We start from the raw sequence: 24,358 nt of genomic DNA on the forward strand, positions 1-24,358 counted from the left end.
CCCCACCCTCACTATTGCGTCTTCAAGCATTCCGTCCGAGCTGAGAGCATAGGTGGCCGATCCGCCGGAGGGGAGCCGGAGCGGTCGGGGCCGGCCGCGGCCGGGACGGCGCGGAGGCCGTCCCCGTCCGCAGGCCCGGAAGGGGGGACCGCAGTGCAGCCGTACCCGCAGTGGGCGGGAAGCAAGGAGAGGGAGGGGCGCATGCCCGAAGCCGGGCGATCCGTACCGCACGCGTCGCAGGCCGCAACGGTGCTGGGGGACCCGTCGGTCCGCACACCGCACCGTCGCACCGGCCTGCTGATCGTGCTCGTGCTCGGCGGTCTCACCGCCACGCCGCCGCTGTCGATGGACATGTACCTGCCCTCCCTGCCGGAGGTCACCCGCTCCCTGCACGCGCCCGCCGCCACGGTGCAGCTCACCCTCACCGCCTGCCTGGCCGGAATGGCGCTCGGCCAGCTCGCCGTCGGCCCGATGAGCGACAGGTGGGGCCGCCGGCGCCCCCTGCTGGCGGGCCTGGCGGTCTACATCCTCGCGACCCTGCTGTGCGCGCTGGCGCCGACCGTGGAGGCCCTGGTCGCGTTCCGGCTGGCGCAGGGACTCGCCGGCGCCGCCGGCATCGTCATCGCCCGTGCCGTGGTCCGCGACCTGTACGACGGTGTGGCCATGGCCCGCTTCTTCTCCACCCTCATGCTGGTGTCCGGCGTCGCGCCGGTCGTCGCACCGCTGATCGGCGGTCAGCTGCTGCGGGTGACGGAATGGCGCGGCGTGTTCGTCGTGCTCACCGCGGTGGGCGTGCTGCTCGCCGCGCTGGTCTGGGCCCGGCTGCCGGAGACGCTCCCGCCGGGGGAGCGGCACGCCGGCGGTGTCGGCGAGGCCCTGCGCGCGATGCGCCGGCTGCTCGCCGACCCGCCCTTCGCCGGCTACGTGCTGACCGGCGGCTTCGCCTTCGCCGCGCTGTTCGCCTACATCTCCGCCTCGCCGTTCGTGATCCAGGAGATCTACGGCGCCTCCCCGCAGACCTTCAGCCTGCTGTTCGGGCTGAACTCCGTGGGCCTGGTGGCGGTCGGCCAGTTCAACGGCAAGGTGCTCGTCGGCCGGGTCCGCCTGGACCGGGTACTCGGAGCCGGCCTGGCCGTCGTCGTGCTGGCCGCGACCGCCCTGCTGCTGATGGCGACCGGCGTGTTCGGGCGGGTCGGGCTGGCACCCGTGGCCACCGCGCTGTTCGTGCTGATGTCCGCGATGGGCATCACCCTGCCGAACACCCAGTCCCTCGCCCTGATGCGCACCCGGCACTCCGCGGGCTCCGCCTCCGCCCTGCTCGGCACCACCTCCTTCCTCATCGGGGCGGCCGTCTCCCCGCTCGTCGGCATCGCCGGGGAGCGCACCGCGGTGCCCATGGCGGTCGTCCAGCTGATGTCCGCACTGGTGGCACTGGCCTGCTTCATGGGAATGTGCCGACCCTGGAATGCACGCGGGGGCGTGGAGGGAGTGGAGCACTGAGCGCGCCGAAACTGCGCAGGGACACGCCGGAGCGGGCCGGACTGGACCCCGGGGAACTGGAACGGATGGTCACGGAGGTCGGGGACGCCACCGCAGGGGACCGCCCCTGGGCCGCGGGCGCCGTCGTGGTCGCCGGGCGCGGCCCGGTGGTCGCCGTGGAGGAGGCGGCCGGCTGGGCCGTGCGGTACTCCGCCTACGATCCGCGGGCGGACGCCGGCGTCGAACTGCCCGAGCCGGACCGGGTGCGGGCGACCGTGGACACCCCGTTCGACCTCGCCTCCCTCACCAAGCTGTTCACGGCGGTCGCCGCGGTCCAGCAGATCGAACGGGGCACCCTCGGCATCGACGCCCGGGCCGGCGCCTACCTGCCCGAGTTCACCGGGGTGGCCCGGCACGGGATCACCGTGCGCCAGCTGCTCACCCACACCTCCGGGCTCCCCGCCGAGCTGCCGCTGTACGACTGCCGGGACGACGAGGAGCGGCTGGCGCTGCTGCGCGCCGAGCCGCCGACCGGGCCGCCCGGCGCGTACCGGTACTCCGACGTGAACCTGCTGCTCCTGCAGCAGCTCCTGGAACGACTCACCGGCCGCCCGCTCGACGTGCTCGTGCGGGACGGGATCACCCGCCCGCTGGGGATGGCGGCGACCCGCTTCGGCCCCTGCCCCGGCGCGGCCGCCACCGAGGACCAGCGGCGGCCGTGGGCCAAGGCCGACCGGGGCATGCTGCGCGGGGTCGTGCACGACGAGAACGCGTGGGCGCTCGGCGGCGTCGCCGGGCACGCCGGCCTCTTCTCCACCGGACGCGATCTGGCGGTGTTCTGCCGCACCCTGCTCGCCGGGGGCTCCTACGGCCCCGCCCGCATCCTCGGCCCCGACTTCGTCGAACTGCTGCTGACGCCGCCCGGCCTGGGGTTCCGCGTGGACCAGCGGTGGTTCATGGGGGAACTGGCGGGCCGGGGGGCGGCCGGGCACACCGGCTTCACCGGCACCTCGCTGGTGCTGGACCCGGCGACGGACACCTTCCTGGTGCTGCTGGCGAACACGGTCCACCCCCGCCGCCGCGCCCCCGACAGCACCCCGCGGGCGGCGGCGGCGACCCGGCTCGCCCGGGCGGTACGGGCCGCTCGGGACCGGGTCAGATGAGCGTCCGGCGCCGGGCCCGCCCCGCGGTCCGCCCGGCCCGGCTGCACCTATGCTGGGAACCTGCCTCCGCCGTCGGGGAGGGGGCGCCGGACGCGGCCAGGGGGGCTGATGGACTGGATATGGGTCGTCCTCATCGTGTTCTGGACGGGAGGGTTCGCCTGGATCGCGGACAACGTCCGCACCGCGCTGCGCAACCGGCACGAGCGCCGCATGCAGGTGCTGGAGGCGGACCGGCAGGAGCGCCTGGCCGTGGAGGCCGCGCACCAGCCGCCGGAACCGGTCTGCGGCTGCACGCACCACCTCGCCAAGCACGACAAGAAGGGCAAGTGCCACGAGCGGGTCGAGGTGCCGACCGCCTGGGACGAGAACAAGAAGCCGGTGCGCTACGAGTCCGCGCAGTGCAACTGCCAGCAGTACGTCGGACCGCAGCCGCTGTCCCAGGTGTTCGCCGACGAACTCACCGACCGCGCCGGCTGACCGACCGCGCGGGGTGAATCACCGCGCCGGCTGACCGACCGCGCCGGGTGACCGACCGCGCCGGCTGTGCCCGGCCGCCCGTGACCGGCCGCCGGGCCGGGATCGCACGGGCCGCCCAGGTCCGCCGGGCGACGCGGCCGGGCGCGCGGCGGCTCCCCCGGCGGGTGGTGGGACTCCCCGGCAGGCGCCTCCCGGCGGGCGGGCCGCGGCACTTCGCGGGCCGCGGCCGGCGGCGCCCCGGCGGCTCCGGGACTCTGCGAGAATCGCCGGGTGAACGTCCCCGCATCCCCGGCAGCGCCCCCCGCCGAAACCCTCCGCGACGCCCTCGCCGGACTGCTCGACGGGCTTCCGTCCCGGCAGGCCGCGCAGGCCGTGGACCGGCTGATCGCCACCTACCGGGGCGCCACCCCGACCGACGCGCCGATCCTGCGGGACCGGGCGGACGTGGTGGCGTACGCGGCCTACCGGATGCCCGCCACGTTCGAGGCGGTACGCGCGGCACTCACCGCGTTCGCGGACTCCGTGCCCGGCTGGACACCCGCCGGTCACCTGGACGTCGGCGGCGGCACCGGAGCGGCGAGCTGGGCGGTCAGCGCGGTCTGGGAAGGCACCCGGCCGGTCACCGTGCTCGACTGGGCCGAACCGGCGCTCGCCCTCGGCCGGGAGATCGCCGCGTCACGGCCCGCCCTACGGGAGGCCCGCTGGCAGCGCTCCCGGATCGGAGCAGCGCTCACCCTGGAGAGCACCGATCTCGTCACCGTCTCCTACGTCCTCAACGAACTCGCCCCCGACGACCGGACCGCCCTCGTCGACGCCGCCGCACGAGCCGCCCGGGCCGTGGTGATCGTCGAGCCCGGCACCCCCGACGGCTACACCCGGATCCTCCAGGCGCGCGACCGGCTGACCGGCGCGGGCTTCCGCATCGCCGCGCCCTGCCCGCACAGCGAGGCCTGCCCCATCGCACCCGGCACCGACTGGTGCCACTTCTCCGCCCGCGTCAGCCGCTCCTCCCTGCACCGGCGGGTCAAGGGCGGTTCGCTCGCCCACGAGGACGAGAAGTTCGCCTACGTCGCCGCCGTGCGCCTCCCCGCCGAGGCCGGCCCGCCCACCCCCGCCCGCATCGTCCGCAGGCCGCAGATCCGCAAGGGGCAGGTCCTGCTCGACCTGTGCGAGCCCGAACCGCGGCTGCGCCGCACCACGGTCACCAAGCGCCACGGCGACCTGTACCGGGCCGCCCGCGACGCCGACTGGGGCGACCCCTGGCCGCCGCCGCCGTCGCCGTCGCCGTCGTCGTCCGACGGGAACCCGGGTTGACGCCCTCCCCGCGTTCCCTCCCCGAGGTCCGGTCCCGCCCCGCTCGTTCCACCCCGCTGGTCCCGCCCCGCGCGGAACGCGCCCGCCCCGGACCGGGCCCCCGCCGCGCACTGGGCCCCCGGCCCCCGCCGCGCACCGGGCCCCCGGCCCCGCCGCGCAACGGCCCCCGGCCCCCGCCGCGCAACGGCCCCCGGCCCGCCCTTGAACCGCCACCGCTCATTGCCGCCCGTCCCGGCGGTACTCGGGGCGTGCCGTCCCGGTGCGGGGTACGTCCTGCCCCCGTGCCCCCACCGCCCCCGCCGCCCCGTGCGCGGGCTCCGGCCCCCCGAGGCGCCGGAGGGTGCGACCATAGGGCATGCTGTCGGCACCACAGCGAGACGAGGGGACAGATGAGCGCGGAGTTCGGCGCCCGGAACGGTCTGCGGGGCAGACTCACCCACTGGCTGCGCGGCGGCGCCCCCCAGGGCCCCGCCGACGGGGACGGCCGTGAGCCCCTGCTGCTCGCCGCCGCCGCTGCCGGGCTGCCCCTGGCACCCGCCGCACACCCCGTCGCGGGCTACCGCTGCTCCTGCGACCGGGTCGGCTGCCCGACCCCGGCCCGGCACCCGGTGTCGTTCGCCTGGCAGACGCAGTCCACCACCGACCGGGCGCAGGTCGAGCGCTGGGCCCGGCACCAGCCGCAGGCCAACTTCATCACCGCGACCGGCACGGTGCACGACGTGCTCGACGTGCCGGTGGAGGCGGGCCGGCAGGCCCTGGACCGGCTCCTGTCCTCCGGAGTGGACGTCGGACCGGTCGCGCAGAGCGACGACGGCCGCATGCTGTTCTTCACCCTCACCCGCGGCACCCCCGAGGACGAGGACGAGTGGTGGCCGTGCGAGCTGGACTGCCACCCCGAGACCATGGACGAGCATCCGGGCCTGCGCTGGCACTGCCGCGGCTCCTACGTCCTGGTGCCGCCCGCCCGGCTGCCCGGCGACGACGGCCGCGCCGTGCACTGGCTGCGCGGCCCGGAGCACGAGCTGCCGGACCCGCTGAGCCTGCTGGAGATCCTGACCGAGGCCTGTGCCCGGTACGCCGCCGCGGAGCCCGACCACGCGCAGGCGGCCTGGCCCCTGCGCCACTGACGGCTCCCGGAGGACGGAGGAGTCCTCCGGCGGGGCCGGCCGCACCCGGCCGGCGGCCGGGGACCCGGGACCGGGTCAGCCTCCCTGCGCGGAGATGAGGCCCTGGATGCGGCCCAGCACGTGGACCTTCCCGTCGTCGGCGCCCTGCCGCGGGTCCAGGGCCACCTCGTTGGACAGGGTGTCCATGGTGAGCGACTGCTTGATCTCACCCGTGGTCAGGGCCAGCACCCCCTTGTCGGGGGTGGGGACGGAGGCGCCCGCGGCTGCGGTCTGCTTCTGGTAGTGGCGGGTGGTGAAGAACACCAGCGCGCCGCCGTCCGCGGTGCGCAGCGCCAGGGGCGCGTAGTCGCCGTCGGCCACCGGCTCGTCGATGTACTGGGTGACCAGGCCCGGCCGGGTGGCCCGGCGCTCCCGCTCGGCGCGCCACCGGCTGGTGTGGGTGCCGTCCGCGAAGACGCCGCCGCCGTCCCGGAGGTAGTGCACGTACTTCCGGCTCAGCTCGTCCGGCCGGACGGCGAACCCCGCCGACTGCACGGGGACCGTCTCGGCCCAGCCGTCGGCGTCCTTCCGGAACGCGGGCACCGCGCCCGGCGCGACCAGCGTCAGATAAGCCACCCGCCAGGGCTCGTCGAGGTCGTGGCGCACGAACACCAGCAGCCAGCGCGCCGCGGCACCCTTGTTCGCCTTGGTGTCGGCGAGGAACCAGCGCGGCCAGCCCGCCTTCTTCGGGACGGTGAACTTCGCGTCCGTCAGCTCCAGCGGCGTGTACGAGGAGTTGCCCTGCGGGTGGTTGACGTGCCCGGCCTTCAGCCGTGCCGCGTCGATGTCGCCGAGCGCCCCGGTGGTGCGGCCGGCGTCCAGCGAACCGTCGTAGGCCTTGTCCGCCGCGTTGTACGCCTCGGTGAACTGCCGCAGCGCCTCGGCCGCTTCGCCGCGGCCGGCGGCGGGCAGCACCGCGCGCTCCCCGTGCACCACCACGCATCCGCTCGCCGTGAGCGCCACGGCGGTGAGGGCGGCCGCCATGCGAGCGCCGCTCTCACGCCTGCGAGGCCTGCGACGGCCGCGTTCCCTGCTCATCGCGCTCCTCCACCTTCCCCTTCCCGGAGGGGAACCCTATCGGGGCGAGGAACAGCGCGAGCGTCGGGACCAGGTACAGCAGCCACACCGTGACCTGGAGCACGGTCGGGTCGGGCTGGAAGTTGAACACGCCCTTCAGCAGGGTCCCGTACCAGCTCGACGGGTCGACGGTGCCGCTGACGTCGAAGGCCAGGTGGGTCAGGCCGGGCAGCCAGCCGGCCTCCTGCAGGTCGTGGAAGCCGTAGGCGAGCACGCCCGCGGCGACGACGACGAGCATGCCGCCGGTCCAGGTGAAGAACTTGGCGAGGTTGATCCGCAGGGCGCCGCGGTAGAACAGCCAGCCGAGGAGCACCGCGGTGGCCAGTCCGAGCGCCACGCCGACCAGCGGGCGGGGGGTGCCGTCGGAGGCGGCGTGCACCGACGCCCACACGAACAGCGCGGTCTCCAGGCCCTCGCGGCCCACCGCGAGGAACGCGGTGGCCACCAGCGCGCCGGTGCCCATCGCCAGGGCCGCGTCCAGCCTGCCGTGCAGTTCCGCCTTCAGGTGCCGGGCGGTGCGCCGCATCCAGAACACCATCCAGGTCACCAGGCCGACCGCGAGGACCGACAGGCTGCCGCCGAGCGCCTCCTGCGCCTGGAACGTCAGCTCCTGGGAGCCGAACTCCAGGACGCAGCCGAAGCCGAGCGCGATCGCCACGGCGATGGCGATGCCGGTCCAGATGGGCCGCAGGGCGTCCCGGCGGCCCGTCTTGACGAGGTAGGCGATGAGGATGCAGACGACGAGACTGGCTTCCAGCCCCTCGCGCAGGCCGATCAGGTAGTTGGAGAACACGAGTCTCACGCCTCCTCGGGGAACAGCGTGCTGCCCCACCAGTCGCCGGAGTCGCGGACGCCGGGGGGAACCGCGAAGACCGCCGAACCCACGTGCTGGATGTACTCGTTGAGCGCGTCGCCGCGGGAGAGGTTCTGCTGGATCTGGATGAACCCCTTCCGCACGTCCCGCTGGTAGGCCAGGAAGAACAGGCCGGCGTCCAGGCGGCCGAGTCCGTCGGTGCCGTCGGTGAAGGAGTAGCCGCGGCGCAGGATCGCCACCCCGCTGTTGGAGTCGGGGTGGGCGAGCCGCACGTGCGCGTCGGGCTTCATCGCCTTCAGGAACGGCTCGTCGTGCTCGGAGGCCTTTCCGACCGGTGCGCCCTCGCCCTTGTCGCGGCCGAACACGTCCTCCTGCTCGCGCAGCGAAGTGCGGTCCCAGGTCTCGATGTTCATCCGGATGCGCCGGGCGACCAGGTAGGAGCCGCCGGCCATCCACGCGGAGGCGCCGTCGAGGTCCTTGCCGTCCACCCACACGAACTTCTTCAGCCGGTCCGTCTCCGTCCCGGCGATGTTGCGGGTGCCGTCCTTGAAGCCCATCAGGTTGCGCGGGGTCTGCGCGTCCGGAGTGGTGGAGGAGGTCTTGCCGAAGCCGAGTTGGGACCAGCGCACGGCCACCGTCCCGAAGCCGATCCGGGCCAGGTTGCGGATGGCGTGCACGGCGACCTGCGGGTCGTCGGCGCAGGCCTGGATGCACAGGTCGCCGTCGCTGCGGTTCGCCTCGAGGTTGTCGCCGGGGAACTTCGGCAGGTCGACCAGGCCCGCGGGCCGCTTGTCGCGGAGGCCGAACTTCTCGAACAGGGACGGCCCGAAGCCGATGGTGAGCGTCAGCCGGGAGGGCTTCAGGCCGAGGGCCTCGCCGGTGTCGTCCGGCGGAGCCTGGGGCAGCCCGCCGTAGGCGCCGTCCCCGACGGGCTTCCCGGCGGTCATCCGGCGGGCTGCCTGCGTCCAGTCCTTGAGCAGGCGGACGAACGCGGCCCGGTCCTCGGTCCTGACGTCGAACGCGGCGAACTGCAGCCTGTCCTGCACCGGGGTGGCGATGCCGGCCTGGTGGGCGCCGTGGAAGTCCACCGCGCCGCCCATCGCGGCGCCGGCCGGCTCCATGTCGTCGCCGGCCCGGGCCATCGCGACCGCGCCGCCGGCCGCGGCGGCGCCGAGCGCGAGCCCGGCACCGCCCCAGCCGATCAGGGAGCGGCGCGAGGGGGACGACGCCCGCGCGGCGGCTTCCCCGGTACCGTCAGCGGTCTTCTGGGACTCCGTCATCGTCGGCTACCTCTCACTTCACGACGGCTGCGGCGAGCTTGGACAGGGGTTCGGCGAGCGCGTTCACCGCGTCCGACAGGCTCTTGCGGTCGGCCTCGCCGACCTTGTCGTACGAGGTGAACGCGTAGGTGCCGGCGCCGGTGCGGTACTTGTCGAGCAGCGCGGACAGCGCGGCGAACTGCTTGTCCAGCTCGGCGGTCAGCGCCTCGTCGTTCTCCCGGGCGACCGGCTTGAGCAGTTCGTAGGCCTGCTGCGCGCCCTCGAGGTTGGCCTTGAAGTCGACCAGGTCGGTGTGCGAGTAGCGCTCCTCCTCGCCGGTGACCTTGCCGGTGGCGACCTCGTCGAGGAGCTCCTTGGCCCCGTTGGCCATGGAGCTGGGGGTGATGTCGGCCTTGCCGACCCGGCTCTGCCAGTCCTTGAGGTCGGTGACGAGCTTGGTGGCGAGCGCCTTCTCGTCGGCGCCGATCCTCCCGTCCTTCCAGAGGGCCTTCTCCAGGCGGTGCCAGCCGGTCCACTTCCGGCCGGGCTCCAGGCCGTCCTCGCGGACGTCGACCTCGGGGTCGATGTCGCCGAAGGACTCGGCGACCGGCTCGGTGCGCTCCCAGCCGATGCGGGACGGGGCGTAGGCCTGCTTGGCGGCCTCCAGGTCACCCTTCCCGACCGCCGCGGCGAACGCCTCGGCCTTGGGCAGCGTCTCGTCGGCCTGTGCCTGCACGTAGGCGCGGTAGGCGGCGACGGCCTTGTCCAGGCGCGGGTCGTTCTCGGCGGGGGTGCCGGCGCCGGCCACGGTGAGCTTCTGCCGGATGCCGCTGCCCTTCATGCCGGGGCGGCAGGCGATCTCGTAGGAGCCCGCCTTGACCTCGGCGGTCAGCGTGTACTTGGTGCCGGGGCCGATGTTCTCCTTCTCGGAGACGATGCGGTCGTCCGGGAAGAGGATCTCCACCTCGGTGGCCTTCGACCCCTTGTTCTCGATCTGCAGGGTCACGCGCCCGGCCGGGACGGACTTGGTGGAGGTGGTGCAGGTGGAGTCGGCGGCCGTCACCTCGATCGTGCCGTCCCCGCCGGCGGTGCTCTTCTGGGTGCAGCCGGTGACGGCGGTCAGTACCGCGGCCGTGGCGACGGCGGTGGTGACGGAGAGTCTGGCGGCTCGCATGCGGGCTCCTGGCGGCTCTGGCTTGCTGTCGGTGAAGCGGAGGTTCGCCCCACCCGGAAGGTTGGTGAGGCTCGCCTAACTTATCGGAGGCTTACCTCACCTGGGCCCCTTCATGCCGTGATTCAGGTCTCACGGAGGCGGTACGGACGCGGGGCGATCACGAGAAGGCAAAGCAAGAGTCAAGCGGAAGTCAATGAACAGTCAAGTGACCTGGTGGGGTGCGTGCCGCCGTGCCCCGACCCGAAGGCGCCCGGCCGCCCGCGCCCGGCCGGCGCACGGCAGCACGCCCGGGCGCGCCCGCCCCACCGGACGGCCCGACCCGTGCGCCCCGTCCCGCAACCCGCCGCCCGCGTCCGCTCGCCTGTACCCGGCCGCTCCCCGCAGGCGCCGCCGGGCCGGCGCCCGGCCGCCCGCCTGATGCTTCAATGCCCCTGTGACCGACTACGACGTGCTGCGCGTGTTCTGCGCTCCGAACGGCGGATACGGCAACGAACTGGGCGTCGTCCGCGACGGCTCCGCACTGCCCGGGCGCGACGACCGGCAGGCGCTCGCCGCGAAACTCGGCTTCAGCGAGACGGTGTTCGTCGACGACCCCGAGCGCGGCGTCATCGACATCTACACACCCACCTCCCGCCTGCCCTTCGCCGGGCACCCGTGCGTCGGTACGGCCTGGCTGCTGGACGTCCCCGAACTGGTCACCCCGGCCGGCACCGCGGGCACCCGCCTGGACGGCGAGTTCAGCTGGATCGAGGCCCGCGCGGAGTGGGCGCCGCCGCGCACGCTGCGCCGGTACGCCACCGCCGCCGAGGTCGACGACCTGCCCGTCCCGCCGAAGGGGGAGTGGATCTACGCCTGGGCCTGGGAGGACGAACCCGCCGGGCGGATCCGCGCCCGCGCCTTCCCCGGCCGCGACGACGGCATCGACGAGGACGAGGCGACGGGCGCGGCGGCCCTGCTGCTCACCGACCGGCTCGGCCGCGCCCTCAACATCACCCAGGGCGCGGGCTCGCAGCTCCTCACGGCACCCCAGCCGCACGGCTGGGTGGAGATCGGCGGACGCGTGACCCTGGAACGCTGACCCGGGGGCGCGGGCGACCGCGCCCCGGTCGGGCACCGTGCCCCGGTCGGGCACTGCGCCCCGGTCGGGCACTGCGCCCCGGTCGGGCACTGCGCCCCGGTCGGGCACCGGGGTCCGGGCGGGTCAGGGCAGGGTGAGGATCTCCGCGCCGGTGTCCGTCACCACCAGCGTGTGCTCGAACTGCGCGGTCCGCCTGCGGTCCTTCGTCACGACCGTCCAGCCGTCGACCCACATGTCGTACTCGTGCGTGCCGAGCGTCAGCATCGGCTCGATCGTGAACGTCATCCCCGGCTGCATGACCGTCGTCGCGTGCGGACTGTCGTAGTGCGGGATGATCAGGCCCGAGTGGAAGGACGAGTTGATGCCGTGGCCCGTGAAGTCGCGGACCACGCCGTAGCCGAAGCGCTTCGCGTACGACTCGATGACCCGGCCGATGACATTGACCTGCCGGCCCGGCCGGACCGCCTTGATCGCGCGGTTCAGCGCCTCCCGGGTCCGCTCCACCAGCAGCCGGGACTCCTCGTCCACGTCCCCGACCAGGTAGGTGGCGTTGTTGTCGCCGTGCACCCCGCCGATGTACGCGGTCACGTCCAGGTTGACGATGTCGCCGTCCCGCAGCACCGTCGAGTCCGGGATGCCGTGGCAGATCACCTCGTTGACCGAGGTGCACAGCGACTTCGGGAAGCCGCGGTAGCCGAGCGTGGAGGGGTAGGCGCCGTGGTCGCACATGTAGGCGTGCGCCACCCGGTCCAGTTCGTCCGTCGTCACACCCGGCGCGATGATCTTCGCCGCCTCCGCCATCGCCCGCGCGGCGATCCGGCCGGCGACACGCATCGCCTCGACGGTCTCCGGGGTCTGCACCTCGGGGCCCGAGTACGGAGTCGGCGCGGGCTTTCCGACGTACTCGGGGCGGCGGATGTTTCCGGGCACGGAACGGGTGGGAGACAGCTCCCCTGGGACGAGCAGTGACTGGCCAGACATGCCGGCGAGTCTAGTCCCGCGCCGGGCCGCACCCGCCCGCGCCGCAACGGCGCCCGGTGCCGCGCACGGGCGTGCCGCGCCCCGATGCGGGGCAGACGTCGCCTGTCGCCGGGCGCGGCACCCCCGCCGTGGGCGACCATGTCCGTGGCGATCAGAAGGGCGAAAGGAGCCGGCATGGCCCTGTTCAAGAAGCGGACGGTCGGGAAACCGGGCGAGTGGTACTACTGCCTGGAGCACAGGAAGGTCGAGGAGGGCCCGGAGTGCCCCGCCAAGGACCGATTCGGCCCCTACGCCTCCCGGCAGGAGGCCGAACACGCGATGCAGACCGCACGCGAGCGCAACCTGGAGTGGGAGAACGACCCCCGCTGGCACGACACCCCCGCGGGCGGAGCGGCCGACGAGGACTGATCACGTCCCCGCACGGGCGGCGGCCTCCCGCCGCTCGCGCAGCCGCACCGCGTGCACGCTGGTCCGCGCGTCGTACCCGATCAGCTGCGGCAGGCACAGCGCCAGCAGCCCGACCGCGCCCGCGCACAGCAGCCCGCCGGCACCCACCGACGCCCGCACACCCAGCCAGGCGGCGGTGGACCCGGCGCGGACCTGGCCGAGCGTCGGGCCCACCGAGAACGACAGCAGTTCGATCCCGGCGAGCCGGCCGCGCAGCTCGTCCGGGATCGTCTGGTTCCACATCGCGGACCGGAAGATCCCGCTGACCATGTCGCATCCGCCGCCGAGCATCAGGAACAGCAGCACCAGCCACACGTTGCCCGAGGCCCCGGCGGCCGCCACGGCCAGCCCCCACCCCGCGGCCGCCACCGCGACCATCCGCCCGTGCCGGTGGATCCGCGCGGTCCAGCCGCTGGTCAGGCTCACCAGCAGCGCCCCCGCCGGGATGCTCGCGTACATCAGGCCCAGCGACCACGCCGCGTCCAGCCCGTCCGCGAGGAACGGCAGCACGGCCAGCGGCATCGCCAGGAACATCGCGGCCAGGTCGACGGCGTAGGTGCCCAGCAGCTCCTTGCGGCTCCAGGCGTACCGGGCGCCCTCGGCGATCGAGCGCAGGGACGGCCGCGAGGCCTCGTGCGAGGCGGGGGAGGGGGCGATACGCCGGATGTACGCCAGCGAGACGGCGAAGGTCAGCACGTCCGCGGCGTACGCCCAGCCGAGTCCCGCCCAGGCGACGACCACGCCGGCCAGCGCCGGCCCCGCGACGCCGCCGACCGTCCACCGCAGCGAGTTCAGGGAGGCCGCGGCCGGCAGGTCCGCGTGCGCCACGATCCGCGGCCACAGCGAGTCCAGTGCGGGCCGCTGCACCGCGCCCAGCGCCGAGGACACCGCGGCCACCAGGTACAGCGGCCACAGCGCCGGACGCGGCAGCAGCGCGTCGGCCAGCAGCACCGCGCTCAGCAGCCCCTGCCCGGCCTCCGTCCAAAGGATCAGCCGCCGCTTGTCGAAGGCGTCCGCGAGCGCGCCGCCGTACAGCCCGCACACCACCAGCGGCAGCAGCTCCACCGCGCCGAGCGCACCCACCGCCGCGGCCGAGCCGGTGAGCTGCTTCACCTGCACCGGCAGTGCCACGAAGGTCAGGAAGGAACCGAAGTTCGACACCAGCCCCGCCAGCCACAGCCGCCGGAAGTCCGCGGAGGCCCGCCAGGGGGCGAGGTCGGGCAGCAGGGTGCCGCGCCGCGAGGCGGCGGGTGCGGGGGAGTCGTCGGTCACGAGGGGCAACGGTCCGCCGTGAACGCCGACCGCGGCAACCGCTTTTCCGCGCGGCCCCGGCCACGGCGCCCCACGCGGCGGGCAGCCCCTCCCCGGCGGTCCTGCCTGCCGCCGGTTCTCCCGCCGCGGGTTCTGCTCGCCGGGCCGCGCCTCGCCGAAGTGGTGCCCCGCCGACGTGTTGCCCCCGCCGAAGCGGTGCCCGCGCCGGTGCGGCCCGCACGTAGAGTCGCCCCATGACCTCAAGCGACAGCGCACAGCAGGGCCCGAGCGACCGGAAGGCCCCCGCCAAGGACCCCTGGGACCTGCCCGACGTCTCCGGACTGGTGGTCGGCGTGCTCGGCGGGACCGGCCCGCAGGGCAAGGGGCTCGCCCTCCGCTTCGCCCGGGCCGGGCAGAAGGTGATCATCGGTTCGCGGGCCGCCGAGCGTGCGCGGTCCGCCGCCGACGAACTCGGGCACGGCGTGGAGGGCGCCGACAACGCCGAGGCCGCCCGCCGCAGCGACATCGTGATCGTCGCCGTGCCCTGGGACGGACACGCCAGGACGCTGGAGTCGCTCCGTGCCGACCTGTCCGGCAAGCTCGTCGTCGACTGCGTCAACCCGCTCGGCTTCGACAAGAAGGGCGCCTACGCGCTGCGGCCCGAGGAGGGCAGCGCCGCCGAGCAGGCCGCCGCGCTGCTGCCCGACTCCCGGGTCACCGCCGCCTTCCACCACCTGTCCGCGGTGCTCCTGCTGGACCCGGCGGTCGAGCGGATCGACACCGACGTGATGGTGCTCGGCGAGGAACGCGCCGACGTGGAGACCGTGCAGGCGCTGGCCGGCCGCGTCCCCGGCATGCGGGGCGTCTTCGCCGGCCGGCTGCGCAACGCCCACCAGGTCGAGTCGCTCGTCGCCAACCTGATCTCCGTGAACCGCCGCTACAAGGCGCACGCGGGACTCCGCGTCACGGACGTGTGACCCGGGCCCGCCTCGGGGACGTGTGACCCGGGCCCGCCTCGGGGACGTGTGACCCGGCCCCGGCCGGGCCTCCGCGTCACGGAAGGGCGGGCCATGGGGGACACTGGGGGCGCCAGCAGTGCCCGCAGTGTCCCCGACAGGAGCCGACCGCCATGCCCCGCCTCGCCCTCTACACCCTCGCCGTCTGCCTGCTCGCCGTGGCCGCGGCCGTGGTCTCCTTCGTCCAGGGCAGCTGGCTGGGGATCGTCTGGGTGCTGCTCGCCGGACTGTCGTCCAACATGACCTGGTACTACCTGCGACGCGGCAGGGCGGCCGCCGCCTACCAGAAGCGGTAGAGCGACCAGCCGGCGGCGGTGTCGAAGTCGCTGACGCCCAGGCCGCGCAGGACCGCGTCGACACCGTCGAAGAACGCGCCGTTCAACGACGGCACCCACAGCAGCGCGAACACGAACATCAACCCGAACGGCGCGAACGGCTCCACCTGCCGCTTCACGCCGTACGACAGCCACGGCTCGATCACCCCGTAGCCGTCCAGCCCGGGGACCGGCAGGAAGTTCAGGATCGCCGCCGTGACCTGCAGCAGCGCCAGGAAGGCGAGCGCGTACCGGAAGTCCGCCGGCACCCCGTCCAGTGCGTGCAGCCAGAACGGCGCCGTGCACACGATCGCGAAGAGCACGTTCGTCAGCGGGCCCGCAGCCGAGATCAGACTGTGCTTCCAGCGGCCGTGGATCCGGCCGCGCTCGATGAAGACCGCGCCGCCCGGCAGTCCGATACCGCCCAGGATCACGAAGAGCACCGGAAGCACGATGCTCAGCAGCGCGTGCGTGTACTTCAGCGGGTTCAGCGTCAGATAGCCCTTCGCGCCGACCGTGAGGTCGCCGCCGTGCAGCGCGGTGCGGGCGTGGGCGTACTCGTGCAGGCACAGCGAGACGATCCAGGCCGACGTCACGAACAGGAACACCGCGGTGCCCGGCTGCTCGGCGTACCCGGTCCAGGTGGCCCAGCCGGTGACCGCCATCACGGCGAGGATGCCGAGGAAGACCGGGCTGATCCGCCGTTCGTCGGCGCGGCGGGTGGTCGCGATGGTCATGGGCGGGGCTCCTGACTTGTCGTGCGCGCACAGGACTGCCCGACCGTATCGCGCTCGGTGAAAACGTCTCGCGGCCAGGCAGGGGTTCCCCGAGGATGACCTCCATGAGCCGTCCGCCCGCTCCGGACCGATCCGGGACAATGGCCCCCGTGCGCTACCGCATCCTCGGCACCACCCGGGCGATCCGCCCCGACGGCACGGCCGTCCCCCTCGGCGGAGCGCGGCTGCGCGCCCTGCTGACCGTGCTCGCCCTGCGGGCGGGCCGGACCGTGCCGGTCGGGCGGCTGGTGGCGGAGGTGTGGGACGCGGACCGGCCGACGGACGCGACCGGCGCGCTGCAGGCCCTCGTCGGGCGGCTGCGCCGGGCCCTGGGCGCCGACGCGGTCGGCTCCGCCGAGGGCGGCTACCTGCTGGCCGCCCCGCCCGAGGACGTGGACCTGCACCGCTTCGAGCGGCTGACCGGCGACGGCCTGCGCGCCCTCGCCGACGGCGACCCCGCCAAGGCGGCCGCCGTCCTCGACGACGCACTCGCCCTGTGGTACGGGCCCGCGCTGGCCGACCTGCCCGACCGCGCCGCCGAGGCCGCCCGCTGCGACCGGCGGCTGCTGGACGCCCGCCGCGCCCGGCTCGCCGCCGCGCTCGCCCTCGGCGACGCCGACCACGCGCTGCCCGAGTTGACCTCCCTGTGCGACGCCCATCCGCTGGACGAGCCCCTGCAGGCGCTGCGGATGCGCGCGCTGCGCGACACCGGCCGGGCCGCGGAGGCGCTGGCCGCCTACGAGGACGTGCGCCGGCTGCTCGCCGACCGGCTCGGCACGGACCCCGGCCCGGAGCTGCGGGAACTGCACGCCCGGCTGCTGGACCCCGTCGCCGGCCCCCACCCGGTGCCCGGGCCCTCCGCAGGGCCGGCCCCGCAGGCAGCCGCGAGCCGCCTCCCCGCGGGTGCCGCACCGCCGCACGCCCACCCGACCGGGGTCGCACCGCCGCACGCCCACCCCGACGGGGCCGCCCCGGCGCACTCCTCCGCCCCGGTGTCCGGGGCCCGCGTCCGCGGGAACCTCCGCGCCCGACTCACCTCCTTCGTCGGACGGGAGGCCGACATCGCGGACCTGCGCGACGACCTCGAGACCGCGCGGCTCGTCACGCTGCTCGGTCCCGGCGGGGCCGGCAAGACACGGCTGTCCCAGGAAGCCGCGGAGACCGTGCGGGACGCCGCCCGGGACGGGGTGTGGCTGGCCGAACTGGCCCCGCTGGACGACCCGGAAGCGGTGCCGGAGGCCGTACTGACCGCCCTCGGGGCCCGCGAGACCGTGCTGCGCGGGGCGGGCGCCGAGGAGATCAGGGCCGCGGCGGAGCGCCCCGCCGATCCCGTCGTACGCCTCGCCGAGCACTGCGCGCGCCGCCGGATGCTGCTCATCCTCGACAACTGCGAGCACGTCGTGGACGCGGCCGCCGCGCTGGCCGCGGAGCTGCTGGCCCGCTGCCCGGAGCTGACGGTGCTCGCCACCAGCCGCGAACCCCTCGGCGTCCCCGGCGAGGTGCTGCGGCCCGTGGAACCACTCCCCGAGCCGGTCGCGCTGCGGCTCCTCGACGAACGCGGCGCGGCCGCCCGCCCGGGCTTCCGCGCACGGGCCGACGCGGCGACCGCCGAGGCCTGCGCCGAGATCTGCCGGCGCCTGGACGGCCTGCCGCTCGCCATCGAACTCGCCGCCGCCCGGCTACGGATGCTGACTCCCCGCCAGATAGCGGACCGGCTCGACGACCGCTTCCGGCTGCTCACCTCCGGCAGCCGTACCGTGCTGCCCCGCCAGCAGACCCTGCGGGCCGTCGTCGACTGGTCCTGGGACCTCCTCGACACGGCCGAACGGGACGTGCTGCGGCGGCTGTCGGTGTTCGCCGGCGGCTGCGACCTGGCCGCCGCCGAGGCCGTCTGCGGCCCCGCCGCGTTCGAGGCGCTCGGCTCGCTCGTCGACAAGTCCCTCGTGGTCGCGGCGCCCTCCGGCGACGGTGCGATGCGCTACCGGCTGCTGGAGACCGTCGCCGAGTACGCCTCCGAACGCCTCGACGAGTCCGGCCGGCGCCCGGACGCCGAGCGCGCCCACCTGACGTACTACCGGGAACTGGCCCGCACCACCGACCCGCTGCTCCGCGGACCCGGCCAGCGCGCCGCCATCGGGCGACTGGAGCGGGAGTACGACAACCTGCGCACCGCGCTGCGCCACGCGATCACCGAGCAGGACGAGCAGGAGGCGCTCTGCCTGGTGCTGTCCCTCGGCTGGTACTGGCAGATGCGCGACCTGCGTCCGGAGGCCCGCCACTGGGCGCGGGAGGTCATGGACCTCGGCCCGGACCCGTTCGCCGCGCCCGTCCGCCCCGCCGAGCCGGTCTGGAAACGCGTCACGGACGACCCGCCGCCGTGGACCGGTGAACCGCTCGCCGAGGCGCGGCGCGGGCTCCATCTCACCCACCTCGCCTGCATGGACACCGAACCGGAGGCCTGGGAGACCCCGGAGGCGAAGGAGAAGCTGCGGGTGATCGCGGCGACCTACCGCCCCGGAATGCCCCAGACCTGCCGGTCGCCCGGCTACCTCTGGTTCTTCGCGGTGCTCCTCGGCGGCGACATGGAGCGGGTCCGCGTCATCTCCGAGGAGGCCGTCCGCACCTGCCGCAGCCGACCCGACTACGAGTGGGACCTCGCCGTCTGCCTCCAGATGCGGGCCAACCTCCTCGCCAACCGCGTCGACTCGGCCGGCCACGCCACCCGGGACGCCGACGAGGCCCTGGAGACCTTCCGGCGGCTCGGTGACGCGTGGGGCGTCGCGGAGGCGCTGTCCGCCCGAGGGGAGGCCCACGAGCGCCGCGGCGCGTTCGACCGGGCCGCGGCGGACTACGAGGCCGCCGTCGCGCAGGCCGAGGAACTGGGTGCGCGCGCCCAGGTGGCGGTGCTCACCGCCCGGCTGGGCAGCGCGCTGCTGGAGGTCGGGGAGGCCGAGCGGGGCGAGGCGCTGCTCCGCGAGGTGGCGGGCGGGGAGGACGGCGGGCCCACCGACGCGATGCCCTTCGCACGCCTCTTCCTCGCCGGCTGGCTCAGCGTCACCGGGCGCACCGCGGAAGCGCGCGAGCAACTCGGCAGGGTCCGCGAGGACTTCGGCCCCGGCACGTTCGTGATCTTCGATGGTTTCCTGCTCGCCCAGGAAGGCTGGCTGGACGTCTTCGACGGGCACCACGCTCAGGCGCTCGACAAGGGCCGCCGGGCGCTGGCCCGGGCCGACGAACCGCTGTCCCGCGCGATCGCCCCGCATATGCAGTCGCTGTGCCTCACCCTGGTCGCGTCTGCGCTGGCCGGCGCCGACGGCGGCCGCCGGGCCCCGGACGCCGCCCGCTGCCTGGGCGCCGCCGACGCGCTGCTGCCGGCCGGGCACGTGACCCGATTCGCCGAGCGCACGGCCCGCGAGCACGCCGAGGCGACCGTGCGCGCCGCCCTCACCGAGGACGCGTACACGGCCGCCCGCGCGGAGGGCGCCCGCCTCACCGCCGTGCAGGCCCTCGCCCTGGTCTGACGAGGGCCGGCCGGCCGGGCCGTCATTTCCGGGTGAACTTGCCGATGGCGACCGGGGCCGTCACCGCGGTGATCGCCGCCGACCAGGCGAGGGTCACCCACAGGCTGTGCGCGACCGGCCCGCCCACCGTCAGGCCGCGCGCCGCGTCGGCCAGCGTGGACAGCGGGTTGTAGTCGGTGAAGGCCTGGAGCCAGCCCGGCATCGACGAGGTCGGCGCGAAGATCGACGAGCCGAACTGCAGCGGGAACAGCACCAGGAAGCCCATCGCCTGCACCGACTGGGCGTTCTTCAGCATCACGCCGAGAGTGAGGAACACCCACATGATCGACGAGGCGAAGAGCACGGACAGCCCCACGGCCGCGAGCAGGCCGGGCCAGTCGGTGATGTCGAAGCCGACCAGTACGGCGACGGCCATCAGCACCGCCGTCGCGAACAGCATCCGCACCAGCTCGACGGTGATCTTCGCGAACAGCACGGACCCGCGGCCGATCGGCAGCGACCGGAAGCGGTCCATGACCCCGCTGTTGAAGTCCTGGCTGAAGCCGGTGCCCACGCCCTGCGAGAGCGTCATGCTCATCATCGCGAGCATGCCGGGGATGACGTACTGCACGTACCGGTCCTGGCCGCCGCCCAGGGCCTGCCCGATCGAGCCGCCGAAGACGTACACGAACAGCAGCGTGAAGACGATCGGCATCAGCAGCGCGTCGAACATCGACTCCGGGTCCTGCCGGATCCACAGCAGGTTGCGGCGGACCAGGGCGCCGGTGTGGCGGAGGTGTCCGCGCAGCGGGATGCGGGCGTCGGCGACCGGTGCCGGTGCCGGAGCGGTGGCGGTCATGCGGCGACCTCCTGTCGGGTGTCGGCGGTCGGGGTCTCCTGCGGGGCGCCGGCGCGGTGGCCGGTGAGGGACAGGAACACCTCGTCCAGGCTGGGAAGTTCGGTGGTGACGGAGGACAGGGTGACACCGCGTGCGGTGACCGCGCCGACCACGGCGGTCAGCTGCTCGTCGCTGAGGACCGGCACGAGCAGCGCGCCGCGCTCGCTGTCCACGGTGGTCGTGGCGAGCCCGGTGATGCCGAGTTCGTCGAGCCAGCCGGCGAGCGGCCGCAGTTGCAGCGGGTCGGCGGGCCTGATCCGCAGGGTGCGTCCGCCGACCTTCGCCTTCAGCTCGTCGATGCCGCCGCCCGCGATGACCTTGCCGCGGTCCACGACGGTCAGTTCGGAGGCGAGCTGCTCGGCCTCCTCCATGTACTGGGTGGTGAGCAGCACCGTGACGCCGCCCGTCACCATGCGCTTGACCTCGTCCCACACCTCGTTGCGGGTGCGCGGGTCCAGGCCGGTCGTCGGTTCGTCGAGGAACAGCACCGCCGGGTGCCCGATCATCGAGGCCGCCAGGTCGAGGCGCCGCCGCATGCCGCCCGAGTAGGTCTTCGCCGGTCGCCGGGCCGCCTCGGTGAGCGAGAACCGCTCCAGCAGTTCGTCGGCGCGGGCCCGGGCCGCCCGGCGGGACAGGTCGAGCAGGCGGCCGATCAGGTACAGGTTCTCCCAACCGGGCAGCTTCTCGTCCACGGAGGCGTACTGCCCGGTCAGTCCGATCACCTTGCGCAGGTGCCGCGGCTGCCGCACGGCGTCGTAGCCGGCCACCGTGGCCTGCCCTGCGTCGGGGGCGAGCAGCGTGGACAGGATCCGTACGAGGGTGGTCTTCCCGGCGCCGTTCGGCCCGAGCACCCCCATCACCGTGCCCTCGCGCACGTCCAGGTCGACACCGTCCAGTGCCTTGGTCTCGCCGTAGTGCTTGACCAGTCCCCGTACGGTGACGGCGCTTCCCGCGCCGCCGGGGTCGTCGTCGATTCGCGTCATGCCGAAGACGCTGCCAGGGGCCGCCGACAGACCGCCGACAGGCCACCGACGCAACGCGGACCCACCGACAGGCCGCCGACAAACCACCGGCAGGCGACAGACCACCGGCAGGCGGCAGACCACCGGCAGGCGGCAGACCACCGGCAGGCGACAGACCACCGGCAGGCCACCGACGAGCTGCCGGCGGGCCGTCGACGGTGTCCGGCCGAGCCCTCCGCGCGGCCTGCGGGGCCCGCGGGGCCGGCACGCGGCGGACAGCCCCGCCGACGGGGGAAGATCGGCGGGGCTGCCCGGGTGGTGCCGCGATGGTCTGTGTGCCGGGCGCCGAGCAGGCCGCGGGGGCGTTGTCCCGGCGCCGCGGGACGCGGAGGGCATCGCGTGGTGCCCTCCGCGCGGGTCGGTCAGTGGACGCTGTGCTCCTCCAGCGGGAACGTCCCGCCCACCACGTCCTCGGCGAACGCCTTCGCCGCGTCGCCCATGACGCCGCGCAGGTCGGCGTACTGCTTGACGAACTTCGGCACCCGGCCGGAGGTCAGCCCGAGCATGTCCGTCCACACCAGCACCTGGGCGTCCGTCTCCGGGCCCGCGCCGATACCGACCGTCGGGATGTGCAGCACCCGCGTCACCTCGGCCGCGAGTTCCGCCGGCACCAGTTCCAGCACCACCGCGAACGCGCCCGCGTCCTGGACGGCCTTGGCGTCGCGGAGGAGCTGCTGCGCCGCCTCCTCACCGCGGCCCTGTACGCGGTAGCCCATCGCGTTGACGGACTGCGGGGTGAGTCCGATGTGCGCCATCACCGGGATGCCGGACTCCACCAGCAGCCGGATCTGCTCGTGCGAGCGCTCCCCGCCCTCCAGCTTCACGGCGCCCACCCCGGCCTCCTTGACCAGGCGGGTCGCCGAGCGCAGCGCCTGCACCGGACCCTCCTGGTAGGAGCCGAAGGGCAGGTCGCCGACGATCAGGGCGCGGGTGGTGCCGCGGACCACGGCCGCGGAGAGCACGGTCATCTCGTCGAGTGTGACCGGGACGGTGGTCTCGTACCCGAGGTGGCAGTTGCCCGCCGAGTCGCCGACGAGCATCACCGGGATCCCGGCCTCGTCGAAGACGGAGGCGGTCATCGCGTCGTAGGCGGTGAGCATGGGCCACTTCTCGCCGCGGTCCTTGGCGGCGGCGATGTCCCGCACGGTGATGCGGCGGGTGCTCCTGCCTCCGTACAGCGCCTTGCCGGCGTCGGAGGGCTTCTGCTGCTGCGCAGGCTGGGCAGCCGAAAGCTGCGTCATTGCAACGGCTCCTTACGTCATCTCGAGGCACCCTGACGGCGTCCCCGGATCCCTTACATGGTGGCACCTCGTGCCACGCGGTGCCAGGGCCTGTGGTGAACGCGATGCCCGTCCGGGTCCGTTTCCCCGGGGCGGGACCGGGACCGGGCACCCCGGAACGGGGTCGGGGTCCGGGCCGGGGCCGGCCCCGCAGCGGGGGCGGGGGCGGGTAACGTCTCGGCAAAGCGTTTCGATACGAGACGGTTCCGTATCGGAAATGCTCTAGGGTGGCACCATGACCAACCCTGTCGTGCCTTCCGGCCGGATTCCGGAAGCGGTGCACCGGCGCCGCTGGGCGATTCTCGGCGCGCTGATGCTGAGCCTGCTGATCGTCGTCCTGGACAACTCGATCCTGAACGTCGCCATCAAGACCATCTCGACCCCGGCCCCGACCGGCCTGGGAGCCACGCAGAGCGAGCTGGAGTGGGCGATCAACGCCTACACCCTCGTCTTCGCGGGCCTGTTGTTCACGGCCGGCCTGCTCGGGGACCGGCTGGGCCGCAAGAAGGTCCTCCTCGGCGGTCTCGCCGTCTTCGGGCTCGGCTCGGCGCTGGCCGCCTTCTCCGGATCGCCCGGCCAGCTGATCGCCTTCCGTGCGGTGATGGGGCTGGGCGCCGCCTTCGTGATGCCCGCCACCCTCGCCGTGCTGATGAACGTCTTCGAACGCGAGGAGCAGCCCAAGGCCATCGGCATCTGGGCGGGTGGCGTCGGCCTCGCCATCGCCATCGGGCCGATCACCGGCGGTGTGCTGCTGAACCACTTCTGGTGGGGCTCGGTCTTCCTGGTCAACGTGCCGATCGTGGTTCTCGCGCTCGGGCTGATGCTGTGGCTGGTGCCCGACTCCCGCGACCCGAACCCCGGGCGCGTCGACCCGCTCGGCGTCGTGCTCTCGGTCGTGGGCCTGGTCCTGCTCGTCTACGGCATCATCAAGGGCGGTCAGCTCGCCGACTTCACCGACCCCGCGGTGCTCCTGACCGTCGCCGCCGGACTCGCCGCGCTGACCGCCTTCGTGGTGCACGAGAAGCGCAGCGACCATCCTTCGATCGACGTCACCTACTTCAAGAACAAGGTGTTCTCGGCGGCCATCGCCGCCATCACGCTGGTCTTCTTCGCACTGATGGGCGTGACCTTCTTCTCCGTCTTCTACACCCAGAGCGTGCGCGGCTACTCCCCGCTGCAGACCGGTCTGCTGATGCTCCCGCTGGCGGTCGCGCAGCTGATCTTCGCGCCGCGGGCCAGGCTGCTCGTCGACCGGTTCGGCAACCGGGCCACCACCGCTGCCGGCATGACCCTCCTCGCCGCGATGCTCGCCGCGTTCGCCGCGCTGGAGGCGGACACACCGATCTGGATCCTGGAGGTCATCTTCTTCTTCATGGGCACCGGCATGGCCCACATCATGACCCCGACCAGCGTCGTCATCATGCAGGCGCTGCCCCGGGAGAAGGCCGGCTCCGCCTCCGCGCTCAGCAACACCTTCCGCCAGGTCGGCGGCGCCCTCGGTATCGCCGTCCTCGGCTCGGTGCTGTCCACCGCCTACCGCAACGGGATCGAGGACAAGCTCACCGCGCTCCCGGTCGGCCTGCGCCAGACGGCAGGGGAGTCGATCGAGGCCACCCTCGGCGTCGCCGCCCGCCTCGGCGGACGGGGTGAGGCGCTGGTGGGCCCCGCCAACGACGCCTTCCTGCACGCCATGCACGTCACCGCGGTCTGCGGCTCGGTCGTCGCCCTCCTCGGCGCGGTCGTGGTGGCCGTGTTCCTTCCGGGGCGTCCGGTCCAGCCCGAGGAGGGCCGGGAGGAGGCCGAGTTGGTGACCGCGGGAGAGTAGGAAACCGCTCCGGGGGAGCGGCGGTGCCGGCGGACGACGCCCCCGGA

General features: G+C 74.2%; 21 protein-coding genes. 11 read left to right on the top strand and 10 right to left on the bottom strand.

Going from position 1 to position 24,358, the window contains the following annotated elements; all coding sequences use genetic code 11:
* The first annotated feature begins 201 nt into the window (after window positions 1-201).
* From ACL02U_RS02750 to ACL02U_RS02770, 5 genes are all read left to right on the top strand, one after another.
* A complete protein-coding gene (locus ACL02U_RS02750; protein ID WP_412788948.1) occupies window positions 202-1,500 on the top strand; it encodes a multidrug effflux MFS transporter in 1,299 nt (432 codons plus the stop codon).
* Window positions 1,501-1,565: 65 nt separating this feature from the next.
* Window positions 1,566-2,642 (top strand): serine hydrolase domain-containing protein, encoded by a 1,077-nt coding sequence (locus ACL02U_RS02755; protein ID WP_412788949.1) that lies wholly within the window; start codon window positions 1,566-1,568, stop codon window positions 2,640-2,642.
* A 108-nt stretch (window positions 2,643-2,750) separates the two neighbouring features.
* Window positions 2,751-3,119 carry a hypothetical protein gene (locus tag ACL02U_RS02760; RefSeq protein ID WP_412788950.1) on the top strand — a complete coding sequence of 123 codons (369 nt, stop codon included), beginning with the start codon at window positions 2,751-2,753 and terminating at the stop codon, window positions 3,117-3,119.
* A 270-nt stretch (window positions 3,120-3,389) separates the two neighbouring features.
* Window positions 3,390-4,433: a small ribosomal subunit Rsm22 family protein gene (locus tag ACL02U_RS02765; RefSeq protein WP_412788951.1), complete on the top strand. Its 1,044-nt coding sequence runs from the start codon at window positions 3,390-3,392 to the stop codon at window positions 4,431-4,433.
* Between the two features lie 389 nt (window positions 4,434-4,822).
* Window positions 4,823-5,560 carry a bifunctional DNA primase/polymerase gene (locus tag ACL02U_RS02770; protein WP_412788952.1) on the top strand — a complete coding sequence of 246 codons (738 nt, stop codon included), beginning with the start codon at window positions 4,823-4,825 and terminating at the stop codon, window positions 5,558-5,560.
* A 75-nt stretch (window positions 5,561-5,635) separates the two neighbouring features.
* On the opposite strand, the gene ACL02U_RS02775 is transcribed toward ACL02U_RS02770, so the two are convergent.
* Genes ACL02U_RS02775 through efeO form a run of 4 tightly spaced genes read right to left on the bottom strand, consistent with a single transcriptional unit; the run spans window position 5,636 to window position 9,923 of the window.
* Window positions 5,636-6,637: a hypothetical protein gene (locus tag ACL02U_RS02775; protein WP_412788953.1), complete on the bottom strand. Its 1,002-nt coding sequence runs from the start codon at window positions 6,635-6,637 to the stop codon at window positions 5,636-5,638.
* A complete protein-coding gene (efeU, locus tag ACL02U_RS02780; RefSeq protein WP_412789001.1) occupies window positions 6,597-7,469 on the bottom strand; it encodes an iron uptake transporter permease EfeU in 873 nt (290 codons plus the stop codon). The genes ACL02U_RS02775 and efeU overlap by 41 nt, the downstream gene beginning before the upstream one ends.
* Before the next feature lie 5 nt (window positions 7,470-7,474).
* Entirely contained in the window at window positions 7,475-8,770 is a 1,296-nt protein-coding gene (efeB, locus tag ACL02U_RS02785) for an iron uptake transporter deferrochelatase/peroxidase subunit (protein ID WP_412788954.1), read from the bottom strand.
* A gap of 13 nt (window positions 8,771-8,783) precedes the next feature.
* Complete coding sequence (efeO, locus tag ACL02U_RS02790) at window positions 8,784-9,923, bottom strand: iron uptake system protein EfeO (RefSeq protein WP_412788955.1); 1,140 nt, start codon at window positions 9,921-9,923, stop codon at window positions 8,784-8,786.
* Between the two features lie 433 nt (window positions 9,924-10,356).
* Between efeO and ACL02U_RS02795 the strand changes: the two genes are divergently transcribed.
* Window positions 10,357-11,001, top strand: coding sequence for a PhzF family phenazine biosynthesis protein (locus ACL02U_RS02795; protein WP_412788956.1), 645 nt, complete (start codon window positions 10,357-10,359; stop codon window positions 10,999-11,001).
* Window positions 11,002-11,124: 123 nt separating this feature from the next.
* Here ACL02U_RS02795 and map read toward each other — a convergent pair whose 3' ends face one another.
* Window positions 11,125-11,982: a type I methionyl aminopeptidase gene (map, locus tag ACL02U_RS02800; RefSeq protein ID WP_412788957.1), complete on the bottom strand. Its 858-nt coding sequence runs from the start codon at window positions 11,980-11,982 to the stop codon at window positions 11,125-11,127.
* Between the two features lie 174 nt (window positions 11,983-12,156).
* On the opposite strand from map, the gene ACL02U_RS02805 reads away from it, so the two are divergent.
* Window positions 12,157-12,390, top strand: coding sequence for a hypothetical protein (locus tag ACL02U_RS02805; protein ID WP_412788958.1), 234 nt, complete (start codon window positions 12,157-12,159; stop codon window positions 12,388-12,390).
* On the opposite strand, the gene ACL02U_RS02810 is transcribed toward ACL02U_RS02805, so the two are convergent.
* Complete coding sequence (locus ACL02U_RS02810) at window positions 12,391-13,701, bottom strand: MFS transporter (protein WP_412788959.1); 1,311 nt, start codon at window positions 13,699-13,701, stop codon at window positions 12,391-12,393.
* 233 nt (window positions 13,702-13,934) lie between these two features.
* On the opposite strand from ACL02U_RS02810, the gene npdG reads away from it, so the two are divergent.
* Together npdG and ACL02U_RS02820 are read left to right on the top strand one after the other, a co-directional pair.
* Window positions 13,935-14,657, top strand: coding sequence for an NADPH-dependent F420 reductase (gene npdG / locus ACL02U_RS02815; RefSeq protein ID WP_412788960.1), 723 nt, complete (start codon window positions 13,935-13,937; stop codon window positions 14,655-14,657).
* A 152-nt stretch (window positions 14,658-14,809) separates the two neighbouring features.
* Window positions 14,810-14,992, top strand: coding sequence for a hypothetical protein (locus tag ACL02U_RS02820; RefSeq protein ID WP_412788961.1), 183 nt, complete (start codon window positions 14,810-14,812; stop codon window positions 14,990-14,992).
* Here the strand turns inward: ACL02U_RS02820 and ACL02U_RS02825 are convergent.
* Window positions 14,977-15,747, bottom strand: a complete 771-nt coding sequence (locus ACL02U_RS02825) for a site-2 protease family protein (protein ID WP_412788962.1) — start codon at window positions 15,745-15,747, stop codon at window positions 14,977-14,979. The two genes, ACL02U_RS02820 and ACL02U_RS02825, sit on opposite strands and share 16 nt — an antisense overlap.
* Window positions 15,748-15,887: 140 nt before the next feature.
* On the opposite strand from ACL02U_RS02825, the gene ACL02U_RS02830 reads away from it, so the two are divergent.
* A complete protein-coding gene (locus ACL02U_RS02830; RefSeq protein ID WP_412789002.1) occupies window positions 15,888-19,307 on the top strand; it encodes an AfsR/SARP family transcriptional regulator in 3,420 nt (1,139 codons plus the stop codon).
* A 22-nt stretch (window positions 19,308-19,329) separates the two neighbouring features.
* Here ACL02U_RS02830 and ACL02U_RS02835 read toward each other — a convergent pair whose 3' ends face one another.
* The 3 genes from ACL02U_RS02835 to panB all read right to left on the bottom strand — a co-directional run bounded on the left by ACL02U_RS02835 (window position 19,330) and on the right by panB (window position 22,447).
* Window positions 19,330-20,145: an ABC transporter permease gene (locus tag ACL02U_RS02835; RefSeq protein ID WP_412788963.1), complete on the bottom strand. Its 816-nt coding sequence runs from the start codon at window positions 20,143-20,145 to the stop codon at window positions 19,330-19,332.
* Complete coding sequence (locus tag ACL02U_RS02840) at window positions 20,142-21,167, bottom strand: ATP-binding cassette domain-containing protein (protein ID WP_412788964.1); 1,026 nt, start codon at window positions 21,165-21,167, stop codon at window positions 20,142-20,144. Before ACL02U_RS02840 ends, ACL02U_RS02835 begins: the two co-directional genes overlap by 4 nt.
* A gap of 401 nt (window positions 21,168-21,568) precedes the next feature.
* Window positions 21,569-22,447 (bottom strand): 3-methyl-2-oxobutanoate hydroxymethyltransferase, encoded by an 879-nt coding sequence (gene panB / locus ACL02U_RS02845; RefSeq protein WP_412788965.1) that lies wholly within the window; start codon window positions 22,445-22,447, stop codon window positions 21,569-21,571.
* Between the two features lie 274 nt (window positions 22,448-22,721).
* Here panB and ACL02U_RS02850 point away from each other — a divergent pair, with 274 nt between their 5' ends.
* The gene (locus ACL02U_RS02850) at window positions 22,722-24,311 is read left to right on the top strand and encodes an MFS transporter (protein WP_412788966.1); all 1,590 of its coding nucleotides are present in this window, start codon (window positions 22,722-22,724) and stop codon (window positions 24,309-24,311) included.
* Window positions 24,312-24,358 lie beyond the last annotated feature (47 nt).

Source organism: Streptomyces sp. MS06, from assembly GCF_047200655.1.
Lineage (GTDB): Bacteria > Actinomycetota > Actinomycetes > Streptomycetales > Streptomycetaceae > Streptomyces.